Source organism: Amycolatopsis iheyensis, from assembly GCF_024703995.1.
GTDB lineage: Bacteria > Actinomycetota > Actinomycetes > Mycobacteriales > Pseudonocardiaceae > Amycolatopsis > Amycolatopsis iheyensis.
Genome location: NZ_JAMXQV010000021.1, coordinates 14,874 through 41,204, shown reverse-complemented (window position 1 = coordinate 41,204; position 26,331 = coordinate 14,874). Strand labels below are relative to the sequence as shown.

The following is a 26,331-nucleotide window of genomic DNA, read 5'->3' as shown; positions in this document are numbered from 1 at the left end:
CTCAGCGCACGCAGAAAAGCGTTGCGCGATCAGGGGCGGAGAACTCGGCACCAGCCGGCCGCGGCACCCAGCCGCGTGGTCCGGATGTTCACCGCGTGGCAGCCCTGTAACGAATCCGCGGTGCGGCCCGACTCGACCGGCGGGTGCGAGGGCGGTGAGTCGATGGCCGGGGAAAGCCTTGCCGAGCGGTTCCGGCGGTCTCAAGCCGACGCCGCGCGGATGGTCAAGAAGAACCTGCGCACCGTCGTGCTGTCCGGCGGGTCCGGCGCGCTCATCCTGCTCTTCGGCGCCGACCTCGTCGTCCAGCTGTTCTCCGCGCTGCGGTTGTCGGTGAAACGCTCGGACACCACCGGGCTGGTCATCATGGCCTGCGTGCTCTGCGGCAGTGTCCTGGTGCCCGCGCTCGCCACCGCCGTCGTCCAGGCCGTCATCTGGGCCAAGGCACGCCGGATCAACGCCCGCGTCGCCCGGAACCCGGAGCTCGCCGCCCTGATCGTGCCGCCGGGCGCCGGACAGCTGGCCACGCTCAAGGCGGTCGCCGGGCACGGCCGGAGCGTGCAGCGGATCCTGGTGCGGCTCGTGGTCGTGCTGGCGGTGGCGGCCGGGATGGTCTGGGCGGCCGTCGTGGTCGCGCGGGCGTCGAGCAGCGCGTCCGGCTGGGTGCCCGGGCTGACGGTCTTCTTCTCGGCGGTGGTGCTCCTCCTGGTCGTCGCCCTGGTCCGGCGGTACCGGCACTGGCAGGTGGCGCAGCACGTCCGGAAGTGGTCGGAAGATCCGTCGCTGTCGGCGAAGCTGTCCTCGATCGGGCCGGACGCGGACGGCCGCAGGGCGGAGCTCATCCCGGACCTCACCGTCGTGTTCGACCGGCCGCGGACGCTGATGCGGGGCGCCGGGCCGGTGTCCGCCACGCGGAACGTGCTGAACCGGGGTCCGTTGAAGATCGGCTACCTCCGGCTGTTCGACAACCAGGCCCGGACGCGGGACTTCCTGCGCGGGGCGTGGCGCGAAGCCGGTTACGTCCACCTGCTGCGCAGCGCGGCCTCGGTCAGCCCGGCGGAACTGCGCGAGGCACGCCGGACCGGCGGTCTCGACTCGATGTTCGTCACCTCGCCGAGGGTGTTCCGCGAGCGCCTCGCCGGCCGGCCCGCCACGCCACTCGCGCCGGGGGCGTACCGTCTCGCCGAGGTGACCGACCTCCCGCTGAAGGTGCGCGACCCGTACGGCAGCTACCCGGTCAGCGCGGTGCTCTGCCACGGCAGCTTCTGGCGGATGGCGGTCGATCTCCTGCTCGCCCGGGTCGACCTGACGGTGCTGGACCTGTCCGGCTACCGCCCGGCGAACAGCGGCACCCAGTTCGAGCTGCAGCGGGTGGTGGACCGGATTCCCATGGCGAAGACCGTGCTGCTGTGCGACACGAAGAGCGACCAGCCGTTCGTCGAAGCGCAGATCCGCCACCACTGGGCGCAGATGGCCGCGGGTTCCCCCAACGCCGGCGCGGGCCGTCGTCGGATCAAGGTCTGGGTGACCGACAACGCCTCCGACTACCGGGGCGGGATGAAGTGGACCCAGGGGGTTCAGCAGCATCGCCGGTCCGTGTCGAGGTTCGTGATCGCGCAGGTGCTCGGGCTCACCGGCGGGTAGTGCTCAGGGGTGGGGAGTGCGCGTCGTTGCGCGGGCAACGGACTGGAGACGCGGGTCGGGGCGGGCTTGAAGTTCACCACCGTGCTGAAGGCGGTGGCCACCAGTGCACCCTGACGTCCACTGTGGACACCACCGCGGACAGGCGTAGGCTCTCCGGCATGGGGCTCGTCGGCGCGCAGAAGACGCTCGTTCCGGTGCTGCGGGCCAAAGCGCTGGACACCAGGTTGCCGGACCCGATCCTCGGTGACGAGTACGCCGAGCGGGCGATGCGGCAGCTCGACCCCGGCTACGACCGGCGGCCGTTCGGCGCCGGCCAGCTGGGCCTCGTCGCCGTCGTGCGTGCCAAAGCCCACGACGACTGGGCGCGTGACTTCCTCGCCGGCCACCCCGACGCCGTGGTGCTGCACCTGGGCTGCGGTCTCGACGCCCGGGTGCTCCGGCTCGACCCGCCCGGCACGGTCGAGTGGTACGACCTGGACTACCCGGCCGTCATCGCGCTGCGGCGGCAGATCCTGCCTTCCCGGGAGCACGCCACGCTGATCGGCTCCAGCGTCACCGACCTGACCTGGTTGGACCGCGTCCCGCGTGGCCGGCCGGTGCTGGTGGTCGCCGAGGGACTGGTGCCGTACCTGGCCGAGACCGACGTGCGCCGGCTGCTCACCGCCGTCGTCGACGCCTTCCCCGCCGGTCAGGTGCAGCTCGACACGGTGTCCGTCCGGGCGTGGCGCACCTCGGGCTGGGACCCGGCATTGCGCAGGTACGGCACGCGGTTCCGGTGTGGCTTCGACGATCCGGCCGAGCTGGCCGGCTGGCACCCTCGGCTCGAGTACGTCGACGAGGCGCCGATGAACGACTCGCCCGTGCTGATGGCGAAGGCGCCCGCCACCGTGCGGCGCGTGTACCGGCTCCTGAACCTGGTGCCGGGGATGCGGCGGTCTTCCCGCATCGCGCGGTACCGGTTCGGGGCGCAGCCCGGCTGACCGACCGCCGGCGGTGAAACCGGTGGCACGCAAGAACTCGCGCACAACCGGGCGGTGCCGGTGGAGTCGTGTGCCGCGTGGCGCACCAGTCAACACGCCAGGCTCACCCGGATGGCGCAGTCCCGGGTTTGTCTGCCGCGCCGGCCGGGTAAGCGGTTCGCCGGTTCGTCTTCAGCTCTCCGGACGCGCCGGCCCACCGCGGGTGGCCCCTGTGCAGGGGACGCCGAACCGACCCGAATGGAGCATCGTGGCGGACGGAGACGTGCACACCGTCTACGAGGACGGCCTGTGGAAGAACCGGGTCGAGGGCGGCACCCGCGCCTCGAACACCTCCCCGCGCCGCGTCGACGCGATCGTCGCGGGGCGGCAGGCGGCGAAGAAACGCCGGGTCGGCCACTGGGTGCACACCCCCGACGGCGAGATCGAAAGCGAACGCGACTTCCGGCCCCGGGGCGGCTGAGCCGGCCCGCGACGCACGTCACGCCGGCCGCCCGGAACATCGGCGGGGCCGTGGCGTTGTACAGGCTGTCGGTACGGCGGTGTCCCCGGGCCTCACCCCTTGCCTTCACGGAATACCGGTCACGCAGGAGCCGTGTTGTGCCTTTCGCCGCGAGGCGACCCCCGTACCGACCTCATCTTCCCGCTTCGTTGTTCAGGTCGGGGTGCGGGTGCTATACCGGCAGCTGCCCGGTGTCGCGACGACGCGACGCCACGAGCGAGCGGAGTGTCCGTTGGCGAACCGTCCTTTGCGCTCATCCCTCGCGGTCGCGGCCCTGACCGCGCCCCTGCTCCTCGCGGGGACCGCGACCGCCGTCGCCGACACCTCGGCGGGGCGGCAGCTGACCATCGAGACCGTGTCGAACCCGCGGCCCGCGCTCGTCAGCGGGGGACAGGTCCTGGTCAAGGTCGTCGCGCCACCGAGGACGCGGGTCAGCGCGAACGGCCACGACGTCACCTCGAGCTTCCACGCCCAGCCCGACGGCAGCCTGCTCGGCCTGGTGACCGGCCTGCGTGACGGCGCCAACGAGCTGAGCGCCCGGACGAGCGGCCACGGCCCGGACCGGCGGGCCGAGCTGCGCGTCACCAACCACCCGATCACCGGGCCCGTCTTCTCCGGCACCCAGCAGCGCCCGTTCTACTGCGAGACCCAGGCCTTCGGCCTCCCCGCCGCGCAGCAGCCCCTCTGCAGCGCCCCGACGCAGGTGAGCTACCAGTACAAGACCACCACCGGGGTGTTCGCGCCGCTGGCGGATCCGGCGACCCGGCCCGCGGACCTCGCGACGGCCACCGTCGGCGGGCACGCGGTGCCGTACGTGGTCCGCGTCGAACGCGGCACGATCGACCGCGCCGTCTACGAGATGGCGGCGCTCTACGACGGCACGCCGTCGCCCGTCACGCCCGACCGCGGCTGGAACGGGAAGCTGGTCTACACCTTCGGCGGCGGCTGCAACGCCGGCTACCACCAGGGCAACTCGACCGGCGGTGTCGTCAACGACCTGTTCCTGGCCCAGGGCTACGCGGTCACTTCGTCGAGCCTCAACGTGCTCGACAACAACTGCAGCCCGATCATCTCGGCCGAAGCGGCGATGATGGTCAAGGAGCACTTCATCGAGACCTACGGGCCGGTCGCGCACACCATCGGCTGGGGCGGCTCGGGCGGGGCGATCCAGCAGTACGACATCGCCGAGAACTACCCCGGCATCGTCGACGGCATCATCCCCGGCGTCTCGTTCCCGGACCCGCTGAGCACCGGCGGCCCGGTGTCGGACTGCCGCCTGCTGGAACGCTACTTCGCCGGGCCGGGCGCGTCGTTCACCGCGGCGCAGAAGCAGGCCGTCGCCGGCTTCGGCAGCTACGACACCTGCGTCTCCTGGGACAAGACCTTCGCCAACCGCGCCACCGCGACCGGCAGCTGCAACGCCGCCATCCCGGTCTCGGCGCGGTGGGACCCGGTCACGAACCCGCGCGGCGTCAAGTGCAACTCGAACGAACAGATCGCCAACCAGCTCGGGCGGGACCCGAAGACCGGGTTCGTCCGCAGCCCGCTGGACACCACCGGCGTCCAGTACGGCTTGGCCGCGCTGAAGGCCGGGACGATCACCGCGGCGCAGTTCGCCGACCTCAACGCGACCATCGGCGGCCTCGACTACACCGGATCACCCGTGCCGCAGCGGATCGCGGCCGATCCCAAGGCGCTCGACGCGGTGTACGCCGACGACCTCGTCAACTCCGCGTCGCAGGGCCTGCGGGAGACGCCGATCATCGACCAGCGGACCGATCTCGACTTCGCCGGGTTCGGCAACGACATCCACACCACCGAGTGGTCCTACGTGCTGCGGCAACGGCTCCTGAAGGCCAACGGCACCGCGGGCAACCAGGTCATCATCGAAAACCACCCGACCGCCGCCGAAGCGGCGACCGCGAGCGCCTACGAGCTCGACGCCATGGACCGCTGGCTCACCGCGGTCGACGCCGACGGCTCGCACCGCAGCCGCCAGCAGAAGGTGCTGGCGAACCGCCCGCGCGACCTCGGCGACGGCTGCTACCTGACGGCCGCGTCGCGCGTCACCGAGAAGCTGACGTACCCGGCGAGCGGCCAGTGCGGCGCGCAGTACCCGGTGGCGGCCAACACGCGCCTGGTCGCGGGCGAGAGCCTGGCCCTCGACGTGCTGAAGTGCCGGCTCAAGCCGCTGGACTTCCGCGACTACCCGGTCACCTTCACCGCGGCGGACCGGCAGCGGCTGCGGGCGACGTTCCCCGGCGGCGTGTGCGACTACAGCCGCCCGGGCGTCGGGCAGCACGCCCCGATCGGCACCTGGCTGAGCTACGGCGACGAGCGGAGCGGCACCACCCCGCCGACGAAGCCGCGGTGATCCACTGGGCCGAACGGCGGCGTTCCGCGGATACGGAAGCGGGAGGGAAGCCGGAACTGGCACGATGGCGGCGACCGAAGGGGAAGTGAACGATGAAACATGCTGGAGCGGCCGCCCTGATCATCGCGGCCCTGCTGACCGTGCTCGGCTCGACGGCCTCCGCGGCGACCGGCCCCTCGACCGACCCGTCACCGGTCGGCGGCGTGGGCAGCGGGCCGTACATCGGCGACGTCCCGGAGCCCGGGCCGGGTGGCCACTGACCGGAACGCACCGGCGGCGGGGCGGCATCTCACCCGGATAGGGGTGGTCTTCGGGATGGCGCCGGGGCTGGGACGCCGATAACGTCGGCGCTTCCAGCACCCACTTCCGGGAGGCCGGGTGAACGAGCCGCAGCACGATCTGGACGCCGGAGCCCGCGTCGCCTACACGCCCCGACGGGGCAAGGCGACCGCGCCCCCGCTGACGGGAACGGTCGCCGGGGCGCCCGTCTTCGACCGGTACACCTCGGAGACCTGGATCCCGGTCCAGCCGGACGGCTCGGCGGCCGACACCGAACCCGCGCTGGTCCGGCGCGGTGACATCCTGGAGTTCGAGGCCGGCGGCTAGCCGATCCACAGTGGACTGTCCACATCCTGGGAACTCCGGCGCAGCACGTGATCGACGCCAAGCTGTGCGCAAAACTCCGGTGCGAGCCGCTACAGTGGCGGGGCAGCTGGTTCGGCCGTCGTGAGCTCCACGGCGGCGGCCGAGGCAAGAGGGAACCCGGTGAGAATCCGGGACTGCCCCGCAGCGGTGAGCAGGAACGACCGCCGTCAGTCCCTTCGAGGGACGAGCACTGAGCCACCCGGCTCGGGAAGCGACGGCCAGTAGGAACCCGGCGCGCGCCGGAACGCCCGCGAGTCCGAAGACCTGCCGGCTGCGCACCCCACGACCGTGGGGTGCTGGCTGCGACCTCGCGGGCGGGTCACGCCGGATCACGGCCGGGAACGGTCGCGGTTTGCCGTGCGCTCCCTCGGGGTCCACGCGGACTCGCGAAGGAGAGCCCCCGTGACCAGTTCCACCCCGACCAGCCGCGCCACCGTGTACGGCTACCCCCGCCAAGGCCCTGACCGGGAACTCAAGAAGGCCGTCGAGGCCTACTGGAAGGGCCGGATCGACGCCGGCACGCTGCTCGGCACCGCCCGTGAGCTGCGGCTGCGGAACCTGGCGGAGCTGCGCGACGCCGGCGTCGACGAAATCCCGAGCAACCACTTCTCGTTCTACGACCACGTGCTGGACACGTCGGTGCTGCTGGGCGCGATCCCCGAGCGGCACCGCGGGGCCGCGAGCGAGCTGGACCGCTACTTCGCCATGGCCCGCGGCACCGCGGACGCGCCGCCGCTGGAAATGACGAAGTGGTTCGACACGAACTACCACTACCTCGTGCCCGAGCTCGGCCCGGACACCCGCTTCACGCTGGACGCGAGCAAGCCCCTCGCGGAGTTCGCCGAGGCACTCGAACAGGGCGTCACGACCCGGCCGGTGCTCGTCGGCCCGATCACCTACCTGCTGCTGGCCAAGGACCCGGCCGGCACTGCCGGGTTCCGGCCGCTGGACCTGCTCGACCGGATCGTCCCGTTGTACGTCGATCTGCTGCGGCAGCTGCGCGAAGCCGGCGCCGAGTGGGTCCAGCTCGACGAGCCCGCGCTCGTCACCGACCAGCCGGCCGACGTCCTGGCCGCGGTCGCCGACACCTACGCGACGCTGGCCGCGGCGACCACGCGGCCGAAGATCCTCCTCGCGTCCTACTTCGACCGGCTCGGCGACGCGCTCCCGGTGCTGGCGTCGTCGCCGGTCGAGGGCCTGGCGCTGGACTTCACGAACGACGCCGCGGCCAACCTCGACGGCCTGGCGAGTGTCGGCGGGATTCTGGACAAGCGCCTGGTCGCGGGTGTCGTCAACGGCCGGAACATCTGGGCCGCCGACCTGACCGCCGCGTTGAGCACGCTGGGCACACTGCTCGGGCTGGCCGGTTCGGTCGACGTCGCGGCGTCCTGCTCGCTGCTGCACGTGCCTTACGACGTCACCCTCGAAACCGGCCTCGACCCGGAGATCGCCGGCTGGCTTTCGTTCGCGCGGCAGAAGCTCGGCGAGATCGTGACGCTGCGCCGCGGCCTGACCGAAGACCGATCGGCGATCGAGGACTTCCTGCGGACCAACGCCGAGCGGCTGGCGTCGCGGGCGGCGTCGCCGATCGTGCGGGTGCCCGCCGTCCGGGAGCGCGTCGCCGCGGTGACCGACGCCGACCTGCACCGCGCGAGCCCGTACGGCAAGCGCCGCCTCGCCCAGCAGGACCGTCTGCACCTGCCGGAGCTGCCGACCACCACGATCGGCTCGTTCCCGCAGACCGGTGAGCTGCGCAAGGCCCGCGCGGCGCTGCGGGCGGGCCGGCTCGATCAGACCGCCTACACCGAGGCGATGCGTGCCGAGGTCCGCGCGGTCATCGCGGAGCAGGAGCGGATCGGGCTGGACGTGCTGGTGCACGGCGAGCCCGAGCGCAACGACATGGTCCAGTACTTCGGCGAGCAGCTGACCGGGATCCTGGCCACGCAGCACGGCTGGGTCCAGTCCTACGGCACGCGCTACGTGCGGCCGCCGCTGATCGTCGGCGACGTCGCGCGGCCCGAGCCGATGACCGTCGAGTGGGCCGCCTACGCCCAGAGCCTGACCGAAAAACCGGTCAAGGGGATGCTGACCGGGCCGGTCACCATGCTCGCGTGGTCGTTCGTCCGTGACGACCAGCCCGAAGGCGACACCGCCCGCCAGGTCGCGCTGGCCCTGCGCGACGAGGTCGCCGACCTGGAAGCCGCGGGGATCCCGGTCATCCAGGTGGACGAGCCCGCGTTGCGCGAAACCCTGCCGCTGCGCACCGCCGGCCGCGCGGCGTACCTGGACTGGGCCGTGGCGTCGTTCCGGCTGTCGACCGCGGGTGTCCGTGACGACACGCAGATCCACACGCACATGTGCTACGCCGAGTTCGGCGACGTCCTGCAGGCGATCGTCGACATGGACGCCGACGTGATCAGCCTGGAGTCGGCCCGGTCGAACATGGCCGTCGTCGCCGACCTGGCGCGGGCCGGGTACCCGAACGAGGCCGGGCCGGGCGTGTGGGACATCCACTCGCCGCGCGTGCCGTCGATCGAGGAGATCACCGGGCACCTGCGCACCGCCGTCGCCGCGTTCCCGGCCGAGCGGCTGTGGGTCAACCCGGACTGCGGGCTGAAGACCCGCGGTTACCCGGAAGTCCGGGCGAGTCTGACCAACCTGGTCGAGGCGACCCGGAGGGCGCGGGCGTGACGAGCGTTTCGCCGCGGCGGGCGAGCACCTCGCCCGCCGCGGTCCGTGACCGGCTGGCCGCCGGCGCGCCGGTGCTGTCCCTGGAGTTCATGCCGCCCCGCGCCGGCGACGACGCGGAGCGGATCTGGCAGAACGTCCGGCGACTGGAGTCCCTGCACCCGGGTTTCGTGTCGGTCACCTACGGCGCCGGCGGGTCGACCCGCGACAACACGGTCGCGGTCGCGGCGCGGATCGCCCGCGAGACCACGATGCTGCCGGTCGTCCACCTGACGGCGGTCGACCACTCGGTCCGGCAGCTGCGTTCCTTCGTCGGCGCGCTGGCGGACGCGGGCGTGACCGACGTGCTCGCCCTGCGCGGCGATCCACCCGGCGACGTCACGGGGGAGTGGGTCCGGCATCCGGAGGGGCTGTCGTACGCGAGCGAACTGGTGACGCTGCTGCGCGAACACGGCGACTTCTGCGTCGGCGTGGCGGCATTCCCGTTCGGACACCCGCGTTCGGCGTCACCGGCGGAGGACACGGCACGGTTCGTGGCGAAATGCCGGGCGGGCGCGGACTACGCGATCACCCAGATGGTGTTCGACGCCGACGACTACCTCCGGCTCCGCGACCGCGTGGCGGCGGCGGGTTGTGCGACGCCGATCATCCCGGCATTGATGCCGGTGACGACGATGAAGACGATCGCCCGTTCGGAGCAGCTTTCCGGCGCGCCGTTCCCGCCTAGTCTGGCAGCGCGGTTCGCTGCGGTCGCCGACGATCCGGCGGCGGTGCGGGCGCTGGGCATCGAGCAGGCGATCCTGCTGGCGCGGCGGCTACTGGCCGAAGGCGTGCCGGGACTGCACTTCATCACGTTCAACTTCGCCAGGGCCACCACGGAGGTGGTCGCGGAGCTCCCGGTGTTCGGGTGACGGCGCCGATCAGTGCGGCAGGACGACCGCGACGACGAAGCCGAGGACGTACACCACGGCGAGAGTCACGGGCAGCCACTGCTCCAGGTGGGTGAGCGGCCAGTACAGCGCCTTGTCCTTGCCCTCGCCCAGCGCCTGCCACTCCGCGCTCCAGTACGGGGACGCGGGCAGCCGCTCCTCGAGCATCCCGACCACGATGTACTTCGCCGAATTGAGCTGCCGGTACGAGCGGACGATCCAGAACCAGGCCGCGGTCTGCGCCAGCAGCAGGCACAGCGGCAGGAACAGCAGCCACGACGTCAGGAACTTCGAGCCCCACAACGCGCCGGCCGCGGTCAGGGTCGCGGTGTTGAGGCTCAGGAAGAACCCGTTGGCCAGCGCTCGCCGGGCGCTGACGCGGTCGGCCATTTCGACGTACATCTTGTACTGGTCGAGGATCGCGGCCTGGTAAGCGGCCTTCTCACCGGCGTAGGCCGTTTGGTCGACCGCGGTCCACAGGCCACTGCGGACGGTCTGGACGTCGATCGGCTTCGCGCGGAAGTAGCGGGACAGGAACTGGGGCACCGGCTCACTCTAGGCGGGTCCGCGGCCGGCTGTTCGCCGTAACACGCCGGTGGTGATCTCCGACTGAAGGGCGCGGAGGCGAAACGGGGGCGTGGTGGAGCCGTTCAACGTCTATTCGCCGGTCGACGTGCCCGCCGGTGAGCTGCCCGCGCTGCCCCGGGTGTTCGTCTCCCACCGCAACCTCGACAAGCCGCTGGCCGAGGCGGTGACCGCGGTGCTGGACCGGCTCGGCGTGCACTACTGGTTCGACCGCGACGACGTCGACAGCCAGGCGGCCGCCGCGCTGGGCATGGTGGGTGACCAGCAGCTGGTGCACGCGATCGAGCGCGGGGTCCGGCACTGCACGCACCTGCTCGGCCTGCTGAGCGCCGCCACGGCGGGGTCGTGGTGGGTGCCCTACGAGATCGGGTTCTCCCGGTCGGCGCGCATCCCGGTGTCCTACCTGGTGCTGCCGTCGATCCGCTCGATGGCCGGGTTGCCGGAGTACGTCCGGCTCGGCGCGAACTTCTGGTCGGCCGACGAGCTGGTGCGGTGGGCCGGCGGCCTGGCGGAGGGACGTCGAGGTGGTGTGGACGGCGCCGTGGCCGACGGCCTGACCGGGTTCGTCCCGCGCCTGCCGCCGGCGCCCGCGGTCGCCGAGCTGGCCGCGCGGGCGGTGGCGGCCATCGGGCTGCTCGCCACGCCCGCCGTCCAGGCCACGCTGGCGCTCACCCGGACCGACCGGTTCCAGTGGCTGCCCAGCGCGGGTGGGCTCGTCCGGGACCTGGCTTACGACCTGCTCGCACCGCCGGCCTTCCACGACGTCGCGGCCGGGACCATCAGCGCCCGCGAAGAAGCGCTTCTCCGGTCGGTCGCGGCGGCACCGACCTGGCACCGCGTGCTGGCCCAGGCGGCCCCGGCCTTGTCCTACGCGCCCGACGTCGAGGGCTGGCGGTACGAGCGTTACCGGAACCCGCCCGTGCACTGGCTGCAAGGCTTGACGCCCGGGCAGCTCCAGGAGCGCCTGCACCGCTTCTTCGTCGTCGACGACCTCGATGGGCGGTCCCGGCTGGCCACGCGTGAGGAGTTCAAAGAAGAATTCGATCGGGTGCTGCGCGACGGCGTCACGGGGGACGAGCGCTCGCTGGGCGTCCTGCTCAACCCGCTGTTCGGCTTCACGCCGGCGGATCGGCCCGTCTACTGGCGGGTCTTGGCCGTCCAGTACGAGCTGTACCACCGGATACTCGGCACGACCGCGCCTCCGGGTGTGTTCGACGAGCCGACTTCGGCGCTGGCGAGGCGGGTGGCCGACCGGGGTTGAGCCGGACCGGTCTGTCCACTGTGTCCCTTCGGCCTCACGCGGTCATGCGGACCAGCACCCCGCCGTTGGACGTGAACGTGGTGAGGTGTCGCTGCCCGTCCCCGGCGCGTTACGGGGATGTCCCTCGGCAGAGCTACCCGCAGCTGCCCTCCCACCGGTGACGCCTCCCGCCCGCCGGGTCGCTAGCGTTCCGGGCAGGGGGCGAGATGCGGATCGCGACCGGACGGCCGGGCACGGACCGGTGGCGGCGGCTGGACGTCGTGATCCGGGACGCCCCGCTCGCGCTGGCGTTGCTGGTCGCGTCGCTGATTCCCGCGCTGCACAGCAACGGCACCCAGCTCGGGGACGTCCCGGCACGGCCCGTGGACGCCCTCGGCCTCGGCGTGGTCGCCCTCGAATGCCTGCCGCTCGTCTTGCGGCGGCGGTGGCCCGGCGGCTGCCTCGTGCTGGTGTCGCTCGGCTTCGCCCTCGACCAGCTGCGTGGCTACCAGACGGTCGCGGGGACCGCGCTGGCCTTCGCGTTGATCAGTGCCGGGGCGCACCTGGACCGGTTCCGGCTGCCCGCCGTGGTCCTGGCGTCGGCGGCTTACGTCCCGCTGGCCCTCGCCCTCTCCTGCGGCGGGGGCGAAAGCGTGCTCGGCTTCGTGACCTTCTACCTCGCGCTGGTCGTCGCGTGGGGGATCGGGAGCTGGCTGCGGCAGTCGCGGGCCGCGGAAGCCGGGCAACGACGTCGCGCCGTCGAGACCACCCGGGCCGCGGAACGCACGCGCATCGCCCGCGAGCTCCATGACGTCGTGACCCACCACGTGACGGCGATGGTCGTGCAGACGGAGGCGGCGCGGTACCTGACGGCCGACCGGCTCGACGAGACGTTGTCCGCCATCACCGACTCGGGCCGGCGGGCCATCGCGGACCTGCGGAACCTGCTCGACCTGCTGGATCCCGACCACCACGCGGACCCCCTCTCGGCCGGCGATCTGCGGACGCTCGTGGCGCGGACCCGGCAGGCGGGCCAGCCGGTGGAGTTCACGGAAGAGGGCCGGGCGGCGCAGGCGGTCGGCAGCGCCGAGGCGACCGCCTACCGCGTCGTGCGGGAGGCTCTGACGAACGCGCTCAAACACGCTCACGGCAGTCCCACCACGGTTCTCGTCCGCCACGGAAACGGGGCGGTCACGGTGGAAGTCGGCACGGCGGGCGCGCGGCCACGCGCCACCCCGGTCGGGGGACTGGCCGGGCTTCGCGAACGCGTCGCGGTGCTCGGCGGTGAGTTCACGGCCGGCCCGGAAGACGGCGGGTTCCTGGTGCGGGCCCGCATTCCGACGGGCCGCGCGTCGTGACCGACCCGCCGACGTGGTGCGGCGGGCAGCCCTGGTAGTCATGCGCGGTGTCTTTTCCGCTGGGTGTCCAGAGCGCGCTCATCAGCGTCGTCACCGCGACCGTCGTCACGTTGATCGTCGAATACGCGGCCAAGCCTCGGCTCGAGGCGAGAAAGGAAAGGCTGCTCACCAGGTACAAACTGCGGCACGAGCTGGAAGCGCGGGTCTTGGTCCTGCACCGGTCCCCGTTGTTCTCCCCGTCGGCCGCCGAGCTCGAGCCGGTCGACGCGGTCAGGATGTTCGAGGCCGAGGTGCCTTCCGCGGTCCAGGAAATCACCGAAGTGATGCGGGTGGCCGAGAACTTGCTGATCCTCGGCCACCGCGACATCCGGGGGATCTACGTCATCGAAGGTCTTCGGGCGGCGCGCCGGCGGCTGGCCGAGCTGGCCGTGGAGCTCCGCCGGGACGAACCGGTGCGGGAGGTTCTGCTCGGGCGACTGGGTGCGGCTTACGAGCAGGTCGCGCTGTGCGTGCTGCACCTGCGGCCGCACGGCCGTGAATGGGCGATCCGGTGGCGGTTCCGGCACATCAAGCGCATCCGCTGGGAGCTGGTCCGGAAGGAGATCAGGTTCTGAACGTCACTGCACCTCGCCGAGCCAGGGCTCGACCGCGGACAGCCAGCGCTCCGGTGCCCGCGAATGAATCCGGTGCCCGACGCCGATCGTGACCGTCGTCGAATCCCGTAGTGCCCGGCCGAGCAAGGCGTAGCGGGACTGGTCGAGGTGGCTTCGCGGACCGCCCGCCAGGATCAGCGTCGGGGCGCTGATCCCGGCGAGGCCGGCCCACCACTCGGGTTGGGGCGCGCGAAGGCCGGCGAGTACATCCTTGATCATCACCGGGTCGCACCGCTTGCGTCCCGGGAAGGCGAGCAATGCAGCCCGGCGCCGGGACGGCCGTGAGTCCTCGGTGTCGCGTCGGGGCACCGGGATCTCCTCCAGGACCAGCCGCTCGACGCGCTCAGGCTCCGCCGCGGCCACCATCGACGCGACGAACGCCCCGAGCGAGTGCCCCACCAAGGTGAACCGGGAGAGACCGGCCAGCGAGCGCAGGACGTCGTCGCGGAAGGAGGTTAGCGGGTACGACCGCTGGCGCTCGGCGTCGTGATGACCGAGCAGCAGCGGGGTGTGCAGCCGGAAGCCGAGTTCGGTCAGCGCCGGGCGCAAAGGGGCCCAAGTCGCCGGGCCGCTCGCGGCGGCGTGCAAGCACACCAGGTCCCTCACGGGCAACCGACGACCTGGCCGGCCCACGAAAGACCGCCGCCGAAAGCGAACAGCAGTACCGGTTCTCCCGAGGGTAGCTCGCCTCGGGAGACCATTTTGGACAGTGCCAGCGGGACCGACGCCGCCGATGTGTTTCCCGAGTCCACCACGTCGCGGGCGATCACCACGTCCTCGCGGAGGTCCAGGCGGTCGGTCAGGGCCTCGATGATGCGCAGGTTGGCCTGGTGGGTCACGACGCCGGCGAGGTCGGTCGTGGCGATGCCCGCCCGCTGACACGCTTCCGCCGCGACCGCGGGCAGTTCCTGGGCCGCCCAGCGGAACACCGACTGGCCGTCCTGGGCGAAGGCCGGCTGCCACTCGTCCACCAGCCTGACCAGGTGCCGGCGTGCCGGGTCCGAACCCCAGACGACCGGGCCGACCGCCGGTGTCCCGGCCGCGCTCACCACCGCCGCGCCCGCGCCGTCGCCGAGCAGGACGCACGTGCCGCGGTCCGTCCAGTCCGTGATGTCGGACATCTTCTCCGCGCCGATCACCAGCGCGTGCCGGACGGCGCCGGCCTGGACCGCGTGATCGGCGGTGGCCAGCGCCGTGCAGAAACCGGCGCAGGCGTTGTTGAGGTCGAAGCAGACCGGGGCCGGGATGCCCAGGCGCCCGGCGACCTGCGCGGCGATCGACGGGCAGCGGTCGATCGCGCTGCAGGTCGCGACGATGACCATGCCGATCTCGCCCGGCTCGAGACCGGCCGTGGCCAGCGCCTTCGCCGCGGCCTCGGTGGCCAGGTCGGCGACCGAGCCGTCCGCGATGTGGCGGGTGACGATGCCGGTGCGGCGGCGGATCCACTCGTCGGACGTGTCGACCATGGTCTCCAGGTCGGCGTTGGTCAGCACGCGGGCGGGCTGGTGGTGGCCGAGCGCGGTCAAACGGGAGCCGGGCATGTGTCCCTCCTCGGGGGTCGGACGCAATATAGCAACCGATCGTTCGTAATCTATAGTGGTTTCATGAGTCCCCGGAAGTCCGTGGCCGAGTCCCGCCTGACCCGGCAGCGCATCCTCGACACCGGCCTGGTGATCGCGTCCGCGGAAGGCCTGGAAGGGCTGACCATCGGCCGGCTCGCCGCCGAGCTGGGGATGAGCAAGGCGGGCGTGATCGGGCACTTCGGCACCAAGGAGAGCCTGCAGCTGGCCGTCGTCGACACCGCCGTCGAGCTGTTCGTCCGCGAGGTGCCCGAACGCGCCCGCGGTGTGGCGCGCGGCCTGCCGTACCTGCGCGCGGCCTGCGAGGCGTGGATCTCCTACCTGGAACGCGAACCACTGCCCGGCGGCTGCTTCTTCACCGCCGCCGCGGCCGAGTTCGACGGCCGCGAGGGGCCGGTGCGCGACGCCATCGCCCGCGCGGACGAGACCTGGCGGCGGGAGCTGCGCGTCACCATCTGGCGCGCGGTGAGCCTGGCGGAACTGCCGCCGGACACCGACATCGACCAGCTGCTCTACGAGATCGTCGCGATCATGCTGGCCCTCAACCACTTCCTCCAGCTGCACCGGGACCGCGAGGCGCCGAAGCGCGCACGCCGTGCGCTGGAACGGCTGTTCTGACCGAAGAGCCGCGACTGCTCGTTACACTCCGGTGTGGGGGTGGGGAATGGCCGAACCGTTCGGGACCCTGCTGCGCGGCCACCGGGTCGGCGCGGGCCTGACCCAGGAGGCGCTGGCCGAGAAGGCCCGCCTGAGCGTCCAGGCGATCGGCGCGCTCGAACGGGGTGAGCGCCGGTACCCGCACCGCCACACCGTCGATGTGCTGGGCGCCGCGCTGGGCTTGGCCGGCGAGCAGCGCGACGCGTTCGCCGCGGCGGCCCGCCGGCCCGCCACCCCGGCGCCACTCCCGCCGGGGGACCGGGTCGCGCTCCGCGCACTGCCGTACGACCTGCCGGACTTCACGGGCCGGGCCGACGAAGTGGCGAAGTGCCTGCGGTTCGTGGCGCGGCGCCGGGCCGCGACGGGCATCGTGGCCCTGACCGGGCTGGCCGGGGTCGGCAAGTCCGCGCTCGCGGTCCACGTGGCCCACCGGTGCGCCGAGTCGTTCCCGGATGGCCAGGTGTTCCTCGACTTGCACGGCCACACCCCGGACCGGGAACCGGTGCCCCCGGACGTCGCCCTGCACGACCTGCTGCGCCGGACCGGGGTGCCCGACGACGCCCTGCCGCGTGACCCCGGGCAGGCGTCGGCGTTGTGGCGGTCCTGGCTGGCCGGGCGGCGGGTGCTGGTCGTCCTCGACAACGTGCTCGACGCCGGACAGGTCGCCCCGCTGCTGCCCGGTGCGCCCGGCCACCTGGTGCTGGTCACCAGCCGTCGGCGGCTACCGGAGCTCGACGGGGCCGATCACCTGGCGCTCGAACCACTGTCCGAAGCGGACGCCCGGGACCTGCTCGTGCGGGTCAGCCACCGGCCGATCGGGGACGAGCGCGCCGCCGCCGAGGTGGTGGCGCTGTGCGACCGGCTGCCGCTGGCGATCAGGCTCGCCGGAACCCGGTTGCGGCACCACGATTCCTGGTCGGCCGGCGACCTCGCCGACCGGCTCCGCGACCTCCAGCGGCGACCGGTCGAGCTCTCGGTGGGCAGCCGCAGCGTCGCCGACGCGTTCGAGGTCTCCTACCGCAGGCTCACCGCGGGTCACCAGCGGGCTTTCCGGTTGCTCGGCCTGCACCACGGCCCCGACATCGGCGTGCACGCGGCGGCGGCGCTGTTCGGCTGCGCCGGGCCGGACGCCCGCCGGCTGCTGGACGACCTCGCCGAGGCGCACCTGCGGCGCGAGCCCGAGCCCGGCCGCTACACCGGCCACGACCTCCTGCACGCGCACGCGAACACGGTCCTGGCCCGCGACGAACCGGAGCCGGCGCGCAAGGCCGCCCTGCGCAGACTCGTGACGCACTACCTGCGGGCCCTGGACCGGGTCGGCAAGACGGTCGACCCACGGCGGTTCCCCGGCCCGCCACTCGGTGACGACGGCTTGCCGCCGCTCGCCGACCGGGCGGAGGCACTGGCGTGGTGGGAGGCCGAGCGGCTCAGCCTCGTGGCGGCCGTCGAGGCGGCGACGGCGGCGGGGCTGGACGGCGAAGCGATGCGGTTGGCCCGGGCACTGGCGCCCTTCCACTCCCAAGCGCACCACGCGGCCGAGCGGCGCAAGGCCCAGCATGCCGCGCTGCGGTCCGCCCGCCGCCTCGGAAACCGGTCCGCGCAGGGACACATCCTGGTCGAGCTGGGCGGCGCCGAGCACCACCTGGGCCGGACGGCCGACGCGCGGACGTACTACGCCGAGGCGGTGGCGGCCGGCGAGGCCGCCCAGGACCTCCTTGCCGAGGGTCGGGCGCGCGCCAGATTGGGCGCGCTGCACCAGTCGGTGGGGGAGTACCGGCGGGCCGAGCACGTCATGCGGGCCGCGCTGGAAGCGTTCCGTGCCTTGGGAGACGACCAGCGCACGGCGGTCACCTTGCTGGGGCTCGCCATCCTGGCCGAGCAGGCGGGCCGGTACGCCGATGCGCAGCACGCCCTCGACGAGGCGCGGCCGGCGCTGGAGCACGCCGGTCCGTTGCTGCGGGCCGGCCACGTGCACTGCACCCAGGGGCTGGTGTACCTGCGGGGTGGGCGCCACCACGACGCCGAGGACCAGCTCCGGCTCGCTCTGCGGCTGGCCGGAGAGCTCCGCGACCGCGACGGTGAACGGCGTGCGCGCCTGGGCCTGGCCCGGGTCCACCTCGGCGCCGGCCGGTTTTCCGAAGCGCGGCAGGGGTTCTGCGAACTCCTCGAGGACCGCGCGATCGGGGTCGTCGACACGATGGCGCGCACGGGTTTGGGCACGGCGTTGGCGGCCCTCGGCGAGCACCAGAAGGCAGTGCGGCTCCACACGGCCGCGCTGGCCACCACGAGCGACGCGCCGGACCTGCGCGCCGTCGTGCTCAACGACTTGGCCGACACCCACCGCTCCGCCGGCGCGCACGACCGGGCCGCCGGCCACTACCGCGCGGCGCTGGCGCTGGCCCTCGAAGTCGGCATGGCCGCCGAAGCCGACCGGGCGCGCGCCGGCCTCAGACGGTGAACCGGTCGGGATCGGCCGCCGCCCAGTCGGTCGCCCAGGCTTCCGGTGGCTCCGCCAGGAGCTGCTCCGGGGCCAGCCAGTCGTAGAGCTCGGCGTACGAGCGCACTTCGTGCGGGCCGACGCGGCGGCGCAGCATGTGCGGGCGCAGCTCGGCCGGGAACCGGACACCCATCGACGCCATGATCTGCTGGGCACCGGCCACTGTGGACCGCTGGAACCGCTCCACCCGCAGGGACTTGTCCTCGACGTCCAGGGCTCGCGCGCGCCGGGCGTCCTGGGTCGTGACGCCCACCGGGCACGTGTTGGTGTGACAGCGCTGCGCCTGGATGCAGCCGACCGCGAACATCATCGCCCGGGCCGCGTTGGTGTAGTCCGCGCCCTGCAGCAGCCGCTTGACGATGTCGGCGCCGGTGGCGACCTTGCCGCTCGCGCCGATCCTGACCCGGTCGCGCAGACCCGTGCCCACGAGTGCGTTGTGGACGGTGAGGAGGCCTTCGGTCAGTGGTGTCCCGATGTGGTCGGCGAACTCCAGCGGCGCGGCGCCGGTGCCACCCTCGGCGCCGTCGACGATGATGAAGTCCGGTGTGACGCCCTCGGCCAGCATCGCCTTGCAGACGGCGAGGAACTGCAGCCGCGAGCCCACGCAGAGCTTGAACCCGGTCGGTTTGCCGCCCGCGAGCCCGCGCAGCTCGGCGATGAACCGGACCAGCTCGCGCGGTGTGGAGAAAACCCGGTGGTACGGCGGCGAAATGACGGTCTCGCCTTGGGGAACGTCGCGGACGCGCGCGATCTCGGCGTTGACCTTGCCGCCCGGCAACACCCCGCCGATGCCGGGTTTCGCGCCCTGGGACAGTTTCAGCGACACGCACTTGACGGCGTCGTGGGCGGCCTTGCCAGCGAACTCGCTCCGGTCGAACCCGCCGTCGGACGTCCGGCAGCCGAAGTAGCCGGTGCCGATCTCCCAGACGAGATCGCCGCCGTGGCGCAGGTGGTGTTCGGACAGGCCGCCTTCGCCGGTGTCGTGGGCGAACCCGCCGAGCGCGGCGCCCTTGTTGAGGGCCAGGATCGCGTTGGCCGACAGGGAGCCGAAGCTCATCGCCGAGACGTTCAGCAGCGCCATGTCGTAGGGCCGGGTGCAGTCCGGGCCGCCGATCCGGACCTTCGGCGGCTCGTCCGGGGCGGCGACCGGCGCCATCGAGTGCACGAGGGATTCGTAGCCGTCGGCGTAGACGTCGCGTTCGGTGCCGAAGGGCTCCTCGGCGTCGGTGCCCTTCGCGCGCTGGTAGACGATGCTGCGGACGTCCCGGTCGTAGGGGCGGCCGTCGAAGTTGCGCTCGATGAAGTACTGCTGCAGTTCGGGCCGCAGGGCTTCGAGCAGGAACCGCAGGTGCCCGAGGACGGGGTAGTTGCGCAGGACCGAATGCTTGCGCTGCAGGAGATCCCAGCACCCGACCGCGGCGAGCGCGAGCAGCGGCGCGGCGGGCAGCCACCACCACGGACCGGCGAGCACGGCGAGCGCGGTGGCGCCGAGCGCGAGCAGGGTGAGCGCGGCGACCGCACCGAATCTGAACACGGCCCGAAGTTATCCGCGTCGTCGCGAGTGCGCAGGTCGAGCGCTCGTCATTGACGCTCGCGGCTTCCTGTGCTCTAGTGATGTAACTAGTTACTGAAACTAGTTACATTCGACAAAGCGGAGGTATCGGTGTGACAGCGCAGGTAGTGGTGATCGGCGCCGGGGTGTACGGCGCCGCGGTCGCCGCGGAACTCAGGCGGCGTGGGGCCCAGGTGACCGTCGTCGACTCCGGCGCCCCCGCGGGCGGCACCTCGGGGGCGACGTTCTCGTGGACCAACTCCAACGGCAAGGAACCCCGGCCCTACCACGACCTCAGCGTCGCGGCGATGGAAGCGCACCGGAAGCTGGCGGCCGCGGTGGCCGGCAGCGACTGGTACCACGAGACCGGCAACCTGGAGTGGGCCGCGGACGACGCCGAGCTCGCGCGGCTGCGCCGGAAGGTCGACTCGGTCACCGGGTACGGCTACGGCGCGCGCTGGCTCACCCGCGCCGAAGCGCTGCGGCTGGAGCCGGACATCGACCCCGCCGGCCTGCCCGCCGACGGCATCGCGTACTTCCCGGACGAGGGCTGGATCGAACCGGCCCGGCTGGTCGGGCACCTGCTGGCCGCCTCCGGGGCCGAGCGCGTCTTCAACGACGCCGTCACGCACCTCGACGTCTCGGGTGACCGGGTGCGGGCCGTCCGGCTGGCGTCCGGGCGGGAGCTGCCCGCCGACGCCGTCGTGAACTGTGCCGGGCCGGAGGCGGCCGGCATCGCCGCGCTGGCCGGGCTGGCGCTGCCCATGCGCAACACCCCGGGCGTGCTGATCCACACCGCCCCGGTGGCCGTCGCGGTGGGCCGGGTGATCCACGCGCCGCACGTGCACCTGCGGCCCGACGGCGGCGGCCGGCTCCTGCTGCACACGCACGAGGTCGACAACGCCGCGCACGTCTCGGACTCCGGCGAGACGAGCGTCGACCCCGCCGCCGTCGACGAGGTCGTCGCCGCGGGGCGCGCGCTGTACCCGGGGCTCGCCGCGGCGAGCGTGGAGAGCGTCCGCGTGGGCGTCCGGCCCATTCCCGGTGACGGCCTGCCCGTACTGGGCCGGGCGAGGCGGCTCCCGAACTTCCACTTCGCCGTCTCGCACAGCGGCGCGACGCTCAGCGTGCACGCCGGCGCGCTCGTCGCGGCCGAGGTGCTGGGCGAAGACCATTCCGCCGAGCTGGCCGCGTTCCGGTTCGAACGCTTCTGAAGGAGGACGTCGTGCGCACCACCGTTCTGCACGGCTGCGACCTGGCCGACGGCACCGGTGACCCGGTCCGGCCGGCGGTCGACGTCGTGGTCGAAGGCGACACGATCCGCGAGATCGTGCCGACCCGCCCCGCCGGGGAGTACTCCCGCGTCGACGAAGTGGTCGACGCCGCGGGCCTGCTCGCGCTGCCCGGCCTGATCAACAACCACACCCACGGCACCGCGTACGGCCCGCTGTTCCCGAGCGGTCACGAAGCGCTGCCCGCCGCGCAGGTCCGGGCGAACCTGGACCGGCACCTGGCCGAGGGCACCACCACCGTGTTGTGCGTCGACGGGTTCGTCACCGCCGACGCGGTGGCCCGGACCAACGACGACCACCCGGTCACCGTCCGGCTGGCCTCCTGCAACACGCCGGCCTGCCTGCACGCGGCCGCCACCGCCGACGGTGGCGGGCTCACCGACGAGAGCCGGGCGTTCACCGCGGCGCGGGCGGTCGAGGCCGGCGCGGTCGCGCTCGGCGAGATCGGCGCCGGCCACACCCTCGGCGGCGGGGGCGCGAGCTACCTGTACATCCCGGCCGAGATCGCCCGGCGCACCGGGGTGACCATCACACCCCGGCAGGCCGACGCGCTCAAGGTCGCGGTGCTGGGCCGGCACATCGCGGCGACGGCGTTCGACCGGGACGCGGTCGAGCAGGCGCTGGCCTCCGCCGGGCTGACCGGCAAGCTGTCGGTCGAGGAGATCCGCGAGCTCGTTTCGGCGATCATCCTGCCCGCGTTCGACATCGCCCTCGACGGCCTTCGCGAGGCGGGGGAACACGCGGCCCGCGCCGGGGTCCCGGTGCTGGTGCACAACGCGGCCGCGTCGATGACGCAGGTCGCGGCGGTCGCCCGCACCGGCGTGCCGCTGATCGCCGGGCACTCGAACCACTCCAGCTTCGAGCTGCGCGAGGCCCTGCGCCACGCCGAGCGGCTCAAGGAGCTGGGCGCGACCGTGGACGTCGCCACCCTGGACACGTTCGGCGCGCGGCGGCTGACCAGCGGCCCCGACCTGCTGTTCGCGATGTTCGAGGCGGGGCTCGTCGACACGATCTCCACCGACTACGCGGGCGGGTTCCACGACCCGATCCTGCTGGCGATCGCCCACGCGGTCGAGGCGGGCGTGGTGACGTTGCCGGCCGCCATCGCGATGGCCACCGGGAACGTCGCCGACGCCATCCCCGGCGTGGCACCGCGGCGCGGGCGGGCCGCACCGGGCATGATCGCCGACCTGGTGCTGACCGACCCGGCGGACCTGCCGCGGGTCCGGACCGTCATCATCAGTGGCCGGACGGTCGTGCGCGAAGGCGAGTGCGTCGCGGCCTGACGGCGCGGCGGGGAAGGGGCGCACGGTGAAGCGGACGACGATCGGGGACGTCGCGGCGGCGGCCGGGGTGTCGGCGGCGACGGTGTCGCGGGTGCTCAACGGCGGCGCGGTCAAGGAGGACACCGCCACCCGGGTGTGGGCCGCGGCGGCCCGGCTGGACTACACCCCGAACGCCCTCACCAAGAGCATCTTCGCCGGCCGCTCCAACACCATCGGCGTCATCATCGACGACCTGCGCAGCCCGTTCTACCTGGACCTGATGCGCGGGATCGACGAGGTCGCCGACGCCAACGGCAGCCTGGTCATGTTCGCCAACACCTTCCACCGCTCCGGCCACGAAGTCGCCCAGGTGCAGACGATGGACGAGCAACGCGTCCGCGGGCTCGTGGTCACCACCGGCGACTCCACCGACGAGCGGACCGGGCGGATGGCCGCGGGCGGCACCCCGTGCGTGATCGTCGCCCGCCCGGCGCCGGAAACGCAGCCCAACCTGCACTCGGTCGCGCTCGACAACGTCGCGGCCGGCCGGCTGATGGCCGCCCACGTGCTCGCCTGCGGGCACCGGTCCGTCGGCGTGGTCGTCTCCGGCGGGCGGCCGTCCCAGCGCGACCGCACCGAAGGGGTGCGCCGCGGGCTCGCCGAAGCGGGCGTCCCGCTTCCCCCCGAAGCCGTGGTCTCCGTCGAAACCGACGACCGCGCCGAGGCCGCCCTGGCGAAGCTGCTGGACCGGCCGGTCGACGTGGTCGCGTGCCTGACCGGACGGCGGACCGTCGCCGTCCACACGGCACTGGTCGCGCGTGGACTGTCCATTCCGGACGACATCGGGTTCCTCACCACGGACGACTTCGCCTGGGCACCCGCCCTCGGCATCACCGTCGTCGCGCAGCCTGCCCACCGCATGGGGCAGCGGGCGGCCGAGCTCATCATCGACAACCCCGGTGAGCCCGCCCGGCTGACCTTCCAGCCCGAGCTGCTGGCCCGCACGTCCTGCGGCGAGCGGCGCTGACCCGGGACTTCCCGGACAATCATTCGCACAGCGCGGCACCACTGCACCGGCGCACGTCCCGGTGTGGTGCGCGGCCGCGCGGAAACAGGGGTCGACGATGCCCACCTCCCGTACCGACACCAGTGCCACCACCCGCGTGCCGCGGCAGCTCACCGTCCGCCTCGGCGGCGCGGCCGGGCAGGTCATCGAGTGGTACGACTTCACCATCTACGGCTACTTCGCGGTCTTCCTGGCGCCGCAGTTCTTCCCGGCGCACAGCGAGGTCGCCGGGCTGCTGGCCACCTTCGTCGGCCTGCTGTCCACCTTCGTCACCCGGCCGCTGGGCGCGGTCGTGGTCGGCCACTTCGCCGACCGGCTCGGCCGGCGCCGGATCCTGGCCGTCACGATCTTCGGCGCGTCGCTCTCGGCGGCGGTGATCGGCCTGCTGCCCTCGGCCTCGTCGATCGGTGTGGCCGCGTCGGTCCTCGTCGTGCTCTGCCGGCTGACCCAGGGCATCTTCACCGGGGGCGAGGTGCCCGCGGCCGGTTCACTGGTGCTCGAACACGCGCCCGCCCGCCACCGGGCGTTCTCGGCGAGCTGGGTCCAGGTGGGCGCGGCCGCGGGCAGCATCCTGGCGTTGCTGGTCGCCACTCTGCTGTCCACTGTGCTGCCGCACGACGCGCTCGCCGCGTGGGGCTGGCGCATCCCCTTCCTGATCGCGGCGCCGCTGGGCGCGGTCGGCTGGTTCGTGCGGGCCCGGCTCACCGAGACGCCGGAGTTCACCAAGCTGGCAGCACACGGCGAAGTGGTCCGGGCGCCCATCGTGGAGCTGGTGACCAGCCCCCGCCACCTCGGCCAGATCCTGCGGCTGCTCGGGGTGTTCCTGTGCGGCAGCTTCTTCGCGTTCTACATCTTCCTGACCTACGTGCCCACGTACCTGCTCGGCCACGCCCACCTCGGCGAGCGGGCCACCTTCGCCAGCGCGTTGCTCGCGCAGTGCTTCATGATCTGCGTGATCCCGCTGGCCGGCCGGCTGGCGGACCGCGTCGGCCGCCGTCCGGTGCTCTTCGCCGCCCAGGCCCTGTTCGTGGTGCTGTCGGTGCCGGTGTTCCTGCTGATGGGCCTCGGGACGTTCGGCTTCGTGTTGCTGGCGCAGCTGGTCATCGTCATCCCGATCGGCCTGCACCAGGCCGTGCAGATCCCGATCATGCTCGAGCTGCTGCCGACCCGCGTCCGGGTCAGCGGCGGCGGGCTGGCGTTCGGCATCGCCTCGGCCCTCTTCGGCGGCACCGCGCCGATCTTCGCGGTGTGGCTGGTGGGCCGCACCGGAACCGGCACCAGCGTGGCGATCGCCGTCGTGGTGGCCGCGCTGATCAGCATGGCCGCCACGCTGGTGACCGCCGAAACCGGGCGCCGGGAACTGGAGGCCTGAGGAGCGTCACCGGCAGGGCGGCGACGCCGTGGCCGGCGGTGTCTGAAGCCGGCGCGCGCCTCGGTGCCGAGCCTCGCCAGGCGACCACGTGGTCCGGCCGCACCAGCAGGGCGCCGCCGTTCTCGATGCCGAAGCGGTCGGCGTCCCTGGGGAGGCGCACGACGTCCGCGGCAGTGTCCGGGACTTGGCTGTCGTCGGTGGTGAGCAGCAGGTAGCGGCCGTCGCGGACGAGGTCGAGAGTCGAGCTTCCGTTCAGCCACACGTGCGGCAGCCGCGTCCCCGGTTCGCCGCGCCAGCGGCCCGGCTCGTCGGCCAGCGGGCCGTCGGTAAGGGGCGAAGGGTAGCGATAGCCGACGGCGACGGCGGCTTCGCTGAGGTGTTCTCCGCCGCGGTCGCCGACCCGCGACACCGCCTGCGCCACGGTGAGCTCGCCGATCGGGCGGCGCTCGGGCTCGTAGGAGTCGAGCAACCGCGGGCTCGCGCCGTCGCGCAGGATCGAGACGAGCTTGGCCGCGAGGTTCCAGGCGTCCTGGATGCCGGCGTTGGCGCCGAAGCCGCCGACCGGCGGGGTGACGTGGGCGGCGTCGCCGAGCAGGAAGACCCGGCCGGCGCGGTAGGCGTCGGCCACCCAGCCGCTCATCCGCCACGGGCGGCTCCCGGTGATCGTCACGGCGGCCGAGGGCAGGCCGAGTGCCTGGGAGACAACAGCTTCGGCGTCCACGTCCACCCCGGGGGCGGCGGGCACGGACACCGCGCCCCGGTCCTGTGCCGTGCTCCACGAGACGAACGCCGGCCCGGCCCACGCCATCGCGAGCCGGCGGCCGGCCAGGACCCCGCGCAGGTCGGCTTCGAACCCGATCTCCCGGACGTGCGAGACGACGTCCTCGCCGGTCCGGCCGATGCCGAGGGACTCCCGGATGCCGCTGCCGTTCCCGTCGGCGGCCAGCAGGTAACCGGCTTCCACGAGGTACGGCTCGCCCTCCGCGTCGAGCACGCGGGCCACGACCCGGTCGTCGTGCCGGGCCAGGTCGAGGAACCGGTGTCCGAACCGCAGGTCCGCGCCGTGTTCCCGGGCGTGGGCGCGGACGATCTCCTCCAGGTCGGCCTGCTTGACCAGCGCGCTGGGACTCGGTGACACGTCGCTGAAGTCGCGGGCCGCCGGCAGCAGCCAGCGCCGGAGCTCCGGACCGGCCAGCGACTCGACGACCGCGGCGTGGTCGGCCGGGGGAAGGCTGTGCTGGCGGGCGTAGACGTCCTGGTCGGCGCCGACCGCCCGGTAGGCCTCCATGGTCCGCGGGTAGAACACTTTGGCGCGCAGTCTCGTCGAGACCGACGGGTGTTTCTCGACGAGGACAGGGGAAATCCCGCGGGCGGCGAGGAACAGGGCGGCGGACGCGCCCACGACGCTCCCGCCGACGATCAGCACCGGAGTGCGTTCGACGTTCATGCCCCGATCGT

General features: G+C 73.0%; 22 protein-coding genes and 1 riboswitch. Of the genes, 17 read left to right on the top strand and 5 right to left on the bottom strand.

Going from position 1 to position 26,331, the window contains the following annotated elements:
- Positions 1-162 precede the first annotated feature (162 nt).
- From M8542_RS33650 to M8542_RS33615, 8 genes are all read left to right on the top strand, one after another.
- On the top strand, positions 163-1,641 hold the full coding sequence (locus M8542_RS33650) for a hypothetical protein (protein WP_257924338.1): 1,479 nt from the start codon (positions 163-165) through the stop codon (positions 1,639-1,641).
- Positions 1,642-1,799: 158 nt separating this feature from the next.
- The gene (locus M8542_RS33645) at positions 1,800-2,621 is read left to right on the top strand and encodes a class I SAM-dependent methyltransferase (protein ID WP_257924337.1); all 822 of its coding nucleotides are present in this window, start codon (positions 1,800-1,802) and stop codon (positions 2,619-2,621) included.
- A gap of 247 nt (positions 2,622-2,868) precedes the next feature.
- Positions 2,869-3,081, top strand: coding sequence for a DUF2188 domain-containing protein (locus M8542_RS33640; RefSeq protein ID WP_257924336.1), 213 nt, complete (start codon positions 2,869-2,871; stop codon positions 3,079-3,081).
- A gap of 271 nt (positions 3,082-3,352) precedes the next feature.
- The gene (locus M8542_RS33635; protein WP_257924335.1) at positions 3,353-5,494 is read left to right on the top strand and encodes a DUF6351 family protein; all 2,142 of its coding nucleotides are present in this window, start codon (positions 3,353-3,355) and stop codon (positions 5,492-5,494) included.
- A 92-nt stretch (positions 5,495-5,586) separates the two neighbouring features.
- Positions 5,587-5,754: a hypothetical protein gene (locus M8542_RS33630; protein WP_257924334.1), complete on the top strand. Its 168-nt coding sequence runs from the start codon at positions 5,587-5,589 to the stop codon at positions 5,752-5,754.
- Positions 5,755-5,872: 118 nt separating this feature from the next.
- The gene (locus M8542_RS33625; protein WP_257924333.1) at positions 5,873-6,100 is read left to right on the top strand and encodes a hypothetical protein; all 228 of its coding nucleotides are present in this window, start codon (positions 5,873-5,875) and stop codon (positions 6,098-6,100) included.
- A 90-nt stretch (positions 6,101-6,190) separates the two neighbouring features.
- Positions 6,191-6,425, top strand: a riboswitch (cobalamin riboswitch).
- 116 nt (positions 6,426-6,541) lie between these two features.
- Complete coding sequence (metE, locus tag M8542_RS33620) at positions 6,542-8,830, top strand: 5-methyltetrahydropteroyltriglutamate--homocysteine S-methyltransferase (protein WP_257924332.1); 2,289 nt, start codon at positions 6,542-6,544, stop codon at positions 8,828-8,830.
- Between the two features lie 89 nt (positions 8,831-8,919).
- Complete coding sequence (locus tag M8542_RS33615; protein WP_257924446.1) at positions 8,920-9,738, top strand: methylenetetrahydrofolate reductase; 819 nt, start codon at positions 8,920-8,922, stop codon at positions 9,736-9,738.
- A gap of 9 nt (positions 9,739-9,747) precedes the next feature.
- Here M8542_RS33615 and M8542_RS33610 read toward each other — a convergent pair whose 3' ends face one another.
- Entirely contained in the window at positions 9,748-10,302 is a 555-nt protein-coding gene (locus M8542_RS33610; RefSeq protein ID WP_257924331.1) for a RipA family octameric membrane protein, read from the bottom strand.
- A gap of 91 nt (positions 10,303-10,393) precedes the next feature.
- Between M8542_RS33610 and M8542_RS33605 the strand changes: the two genes are divergently transcribed.
- The 3 genes from M8542_RS33605 to M8542_RS33595 all read left to right on the top strand — a co-directional run bounded on the left by M8542_RS33605 (position 10,394) and on the right by M8542_RS33595 (position 13,553).
- Entirely contained in the window at positions 10,394-11,602 is a 1,209-nt protein-coding gene (locus M8542_RS33605) for a toll/interleukin-1 receptor domain-containing protein (protein WP_257924330.1), read from the top strand.
- A gap of 206 nt (positions 11,603-11,808) precedes the next feature.
- Positions 11,809-12,939, top strand: a complete 1,131-nt coding sequence (locus M8542_RS33600; RefSeq protein ID WP_257924329.1) for a sensor histidine kinase — start codon at positions 11,809-11,811, stop codon at positions 12,937-12,939.
- 47 nt (positions 12,940-12,986) lie between these two features.
- Positions 12,987-13,553 (top strand): hypothetical protein, encoded by a 567-nt coding sequence (locus M8542_RS33595; protein ID WP_257924328.1) that lies wholly within the window; start codon positions 12,987-12,989, stop codon positions 13,551-13,553.
- 3 nt (positions 13,554-13,556) lie between these two features.
- Here the strand turns inward: M8542_RS33595 and M8542_RS33590 are convergent, their stop codons facing one another.
- Together M8542_RS33590 and M8542_RS33585 are read right to left on the bottom strand one after the other, a co-directional pair.
- The gene (locus M8542_RS33590; RefSeq protein ID WP_257924327.1) at positions 13,557-14,198 is read right to left on the bottom strand and encodes an alpha/beta fold hydrolase; all 642 of its coding nucleotides are present in this window, start codon (positions 14,196-14,198) and stop codon (positions 13,557-13,559) included.
- Positions 14,195-15,133 (bottom strand): beta-ketoacyl-ACP synthase III, encoded by a 939-nt coding sequence (locus M8542_RS33585; RefSeq protein ID WP_257924326.1) that lies wholly within the window; start codon positions 15,131-15,133, stop codon positions 14,195-14,197. Before M8542_RS33585 ends, M8542_RS33590 begins: the two co-directional genes overlap by 4 nt.
- 63 nt (positions 15,134-15,196) lie before the next feature.
- Here M8542_RS33585 and M8542_RS33580 point away from each other — a divergent pair, with 63 nt between their 5' ends.
- Together M8542_RS33580 and M8542_RS33575 are read left to right on the top strand one after the other, a co-directional pair.
- Complete coding sequence (locus M8542_RS33580) at positions 15,197-15,790, top strand: TetR/AcrR family transcriptional regulator (RefSeq protein WP_257924325.1); 594 nt, start codon at positions 15,197-15,199, stop codon at positions 15,788-15,790.
- A gap of 46 nt (positions 15,791-15,836) precedes the next feature.
- Entirely contained in the window at positions 15,837-18,287 is a 2,451-nt protein-coding gene (locus tag M8542_RS33575; protein WP_257924324.1) for an ATP-binding protein, read from the top strand.
- Here M8542_RS33575 and M8542_RS33570 read toward each other — a convergent pair.
- Entirely contained in the window at positions 18,277-19,860 is a 1,584-nt protein-coding gene (locus tag M8542_RS33570; protein WP_257924323.1) for an FMN-binding glutamate synthase family protein, read from the bottom strand. The genes M8542_RS33575 and M8542_RS33570 overlap by 11 nt on opposite strands.
- Before the next feature lie 131 nt (positions 19,861-19,991).
- Here M8542_RS33570 and M8542_RS33565 point away from each other — a divergent pair, with 131 nt between their 5' ends.
- The 4 genes from M8542_RS33565 to M8542_RS33550 all read left to right on the top strand — a co-directional run bounded on the left by M8542_RS33565 (position 19,992) and on the right by M8542_RS33550 (position 24,873).
- The gene (locus tag M8542_RS33565) at positions 19,992-21,092 is read left to right on the top strand and encodes an NAD(P)/FAD-dependent oxidoreductase (protein WP_257924322.1); all 1,101 of its coding nucleotides are present in this window, start codon (positions 19,992-19,994) and stop codon (positions 21,090-21,092) included.
- Between the two features lie 11 nt (positions 21,093-21,103).
- On the top strand, positions 21,104-22,456 hold the full coding sequence (locus M8542_RS33560) for an amidohydrolase family protein (protein ID WP_257924321.1): 1,353 nt from the start codon (positions 21,104-21,106) through the stop codon (positions 22,454-22,456).
- 25 nt (positions 22,457-22,481) lie between these two features.
- Positions 22,482-23,462 (top strand): LacI family DNA-binding transcriptional regulator, encoded by a 981-nt coding sequence (locus tag M8542_RS33555; RefSeq protein ID WP_257924320.1) that lies wholly within the window; start codon positions 22,482-22,484, stop codon positions 23,460-23,462.
- Positions 23,463-23,559: 97 nt separating this feature from the next.
- Complete coding sequence (locus M8542_RS33550) at positions 23,560-24,873, top strand: MFS transporter (protein ID WP_257924319.1); 1,314 nt, start codon at positions 23,560-23,562, stop codon at positions 24,871-24,873.
- On the opposite strand, the gene M8542_RS33545 is transcribed toward M8542_RS33550, so the two are convergent.
- A complete protein-coding gene (locus M8542_RS33545; RefSeq protein ID WP_257924318.1) occupies positions 24,815-26,320 on the bottom strand; it encodes an FAD-dependent monooxygenase in 1,506 nt (501 codons plus the stop codon). The two genes, M8542_RS33550 and M8542_RS33545, sit on opposite strands and share 59 nt — an antisense overlap.
- Between the last annotated feature and the right edge of the window lie 11 nt (positions 26,321-26,331).

Bases quoted from the DNA above. Each gene is read 5' to 3' on its own strand.
- M8542_RS33650 (WP_257924338.1), top strand. From the start codon at position 163: ATGGCCGGGGAAAGCCTTGCCGAGCGGTTCCGGCGGTCTCAAGCCGAC.
- M8542_RS33550 (WP_257924319.1), top strand. From the start codon at position 23,560: ATGCCCACCTCCCGTACCGACACCAGTGCCACCACCCGCGTGCCGCGG.
- M8542_RS33585 (WP_257924326.1), bottom strand. From the start codon at position 15,133: ATGCCCGGCTCCCGTTTGACCGCGCTCGGCCACCACCAGCCCGCCCGC.
- M8542_RS33545 (WP_257924318.1), bottom strand. From the start codon at position 26,320: ATGAACGTCGAACGCACTCCGGTGCTGATCGTCGGCGGGAGCGTCGTG.
- M8542_RS33630 (WP_257924334.1), top strand. From the start codon at position 5,587: ATGAAACATGCTGGAGCGGCCGCCCTGATCATCGCGGCCCTGCTGACC.
- M8542_RS33645 (WP_257924337.1), top strand. From the start codon at position 1,800: ATGGGGCTCGTCGGCGCGCAGAAGACGCTCGTTCCGGTGCTGCGGGCC.
- M8542_RS33600 (WP_257924329.1), top strand. From the start codon at position 11,809: ATGCGGATCGCGACCGGACGGCCGGGCACGGACCGGTGGCGGCGGCTG.
- M8542_RS33615 (WP_257924446.1), top strand. From the start codon at position 8,920: ATGCCGCCCCGCGCCGGCGACGACGCGGAGCGGATCTGGCAGAACGTC.
- M8542_RS33580 (WP_257924325.1), top strand. From the start codon at position 15,197: ATGAGTCCCCGGAAGTCCGTGGCCGAGTCCCGCCTGACCCGGCAGCGC.
- M8542_RS33575 (WP_257924324.1), top strand. From the start codon at position 15,837: ATGGCCGAACCGTTCGGGACCCTGCTGCGCGGCCACCGGGTCGGCGCG.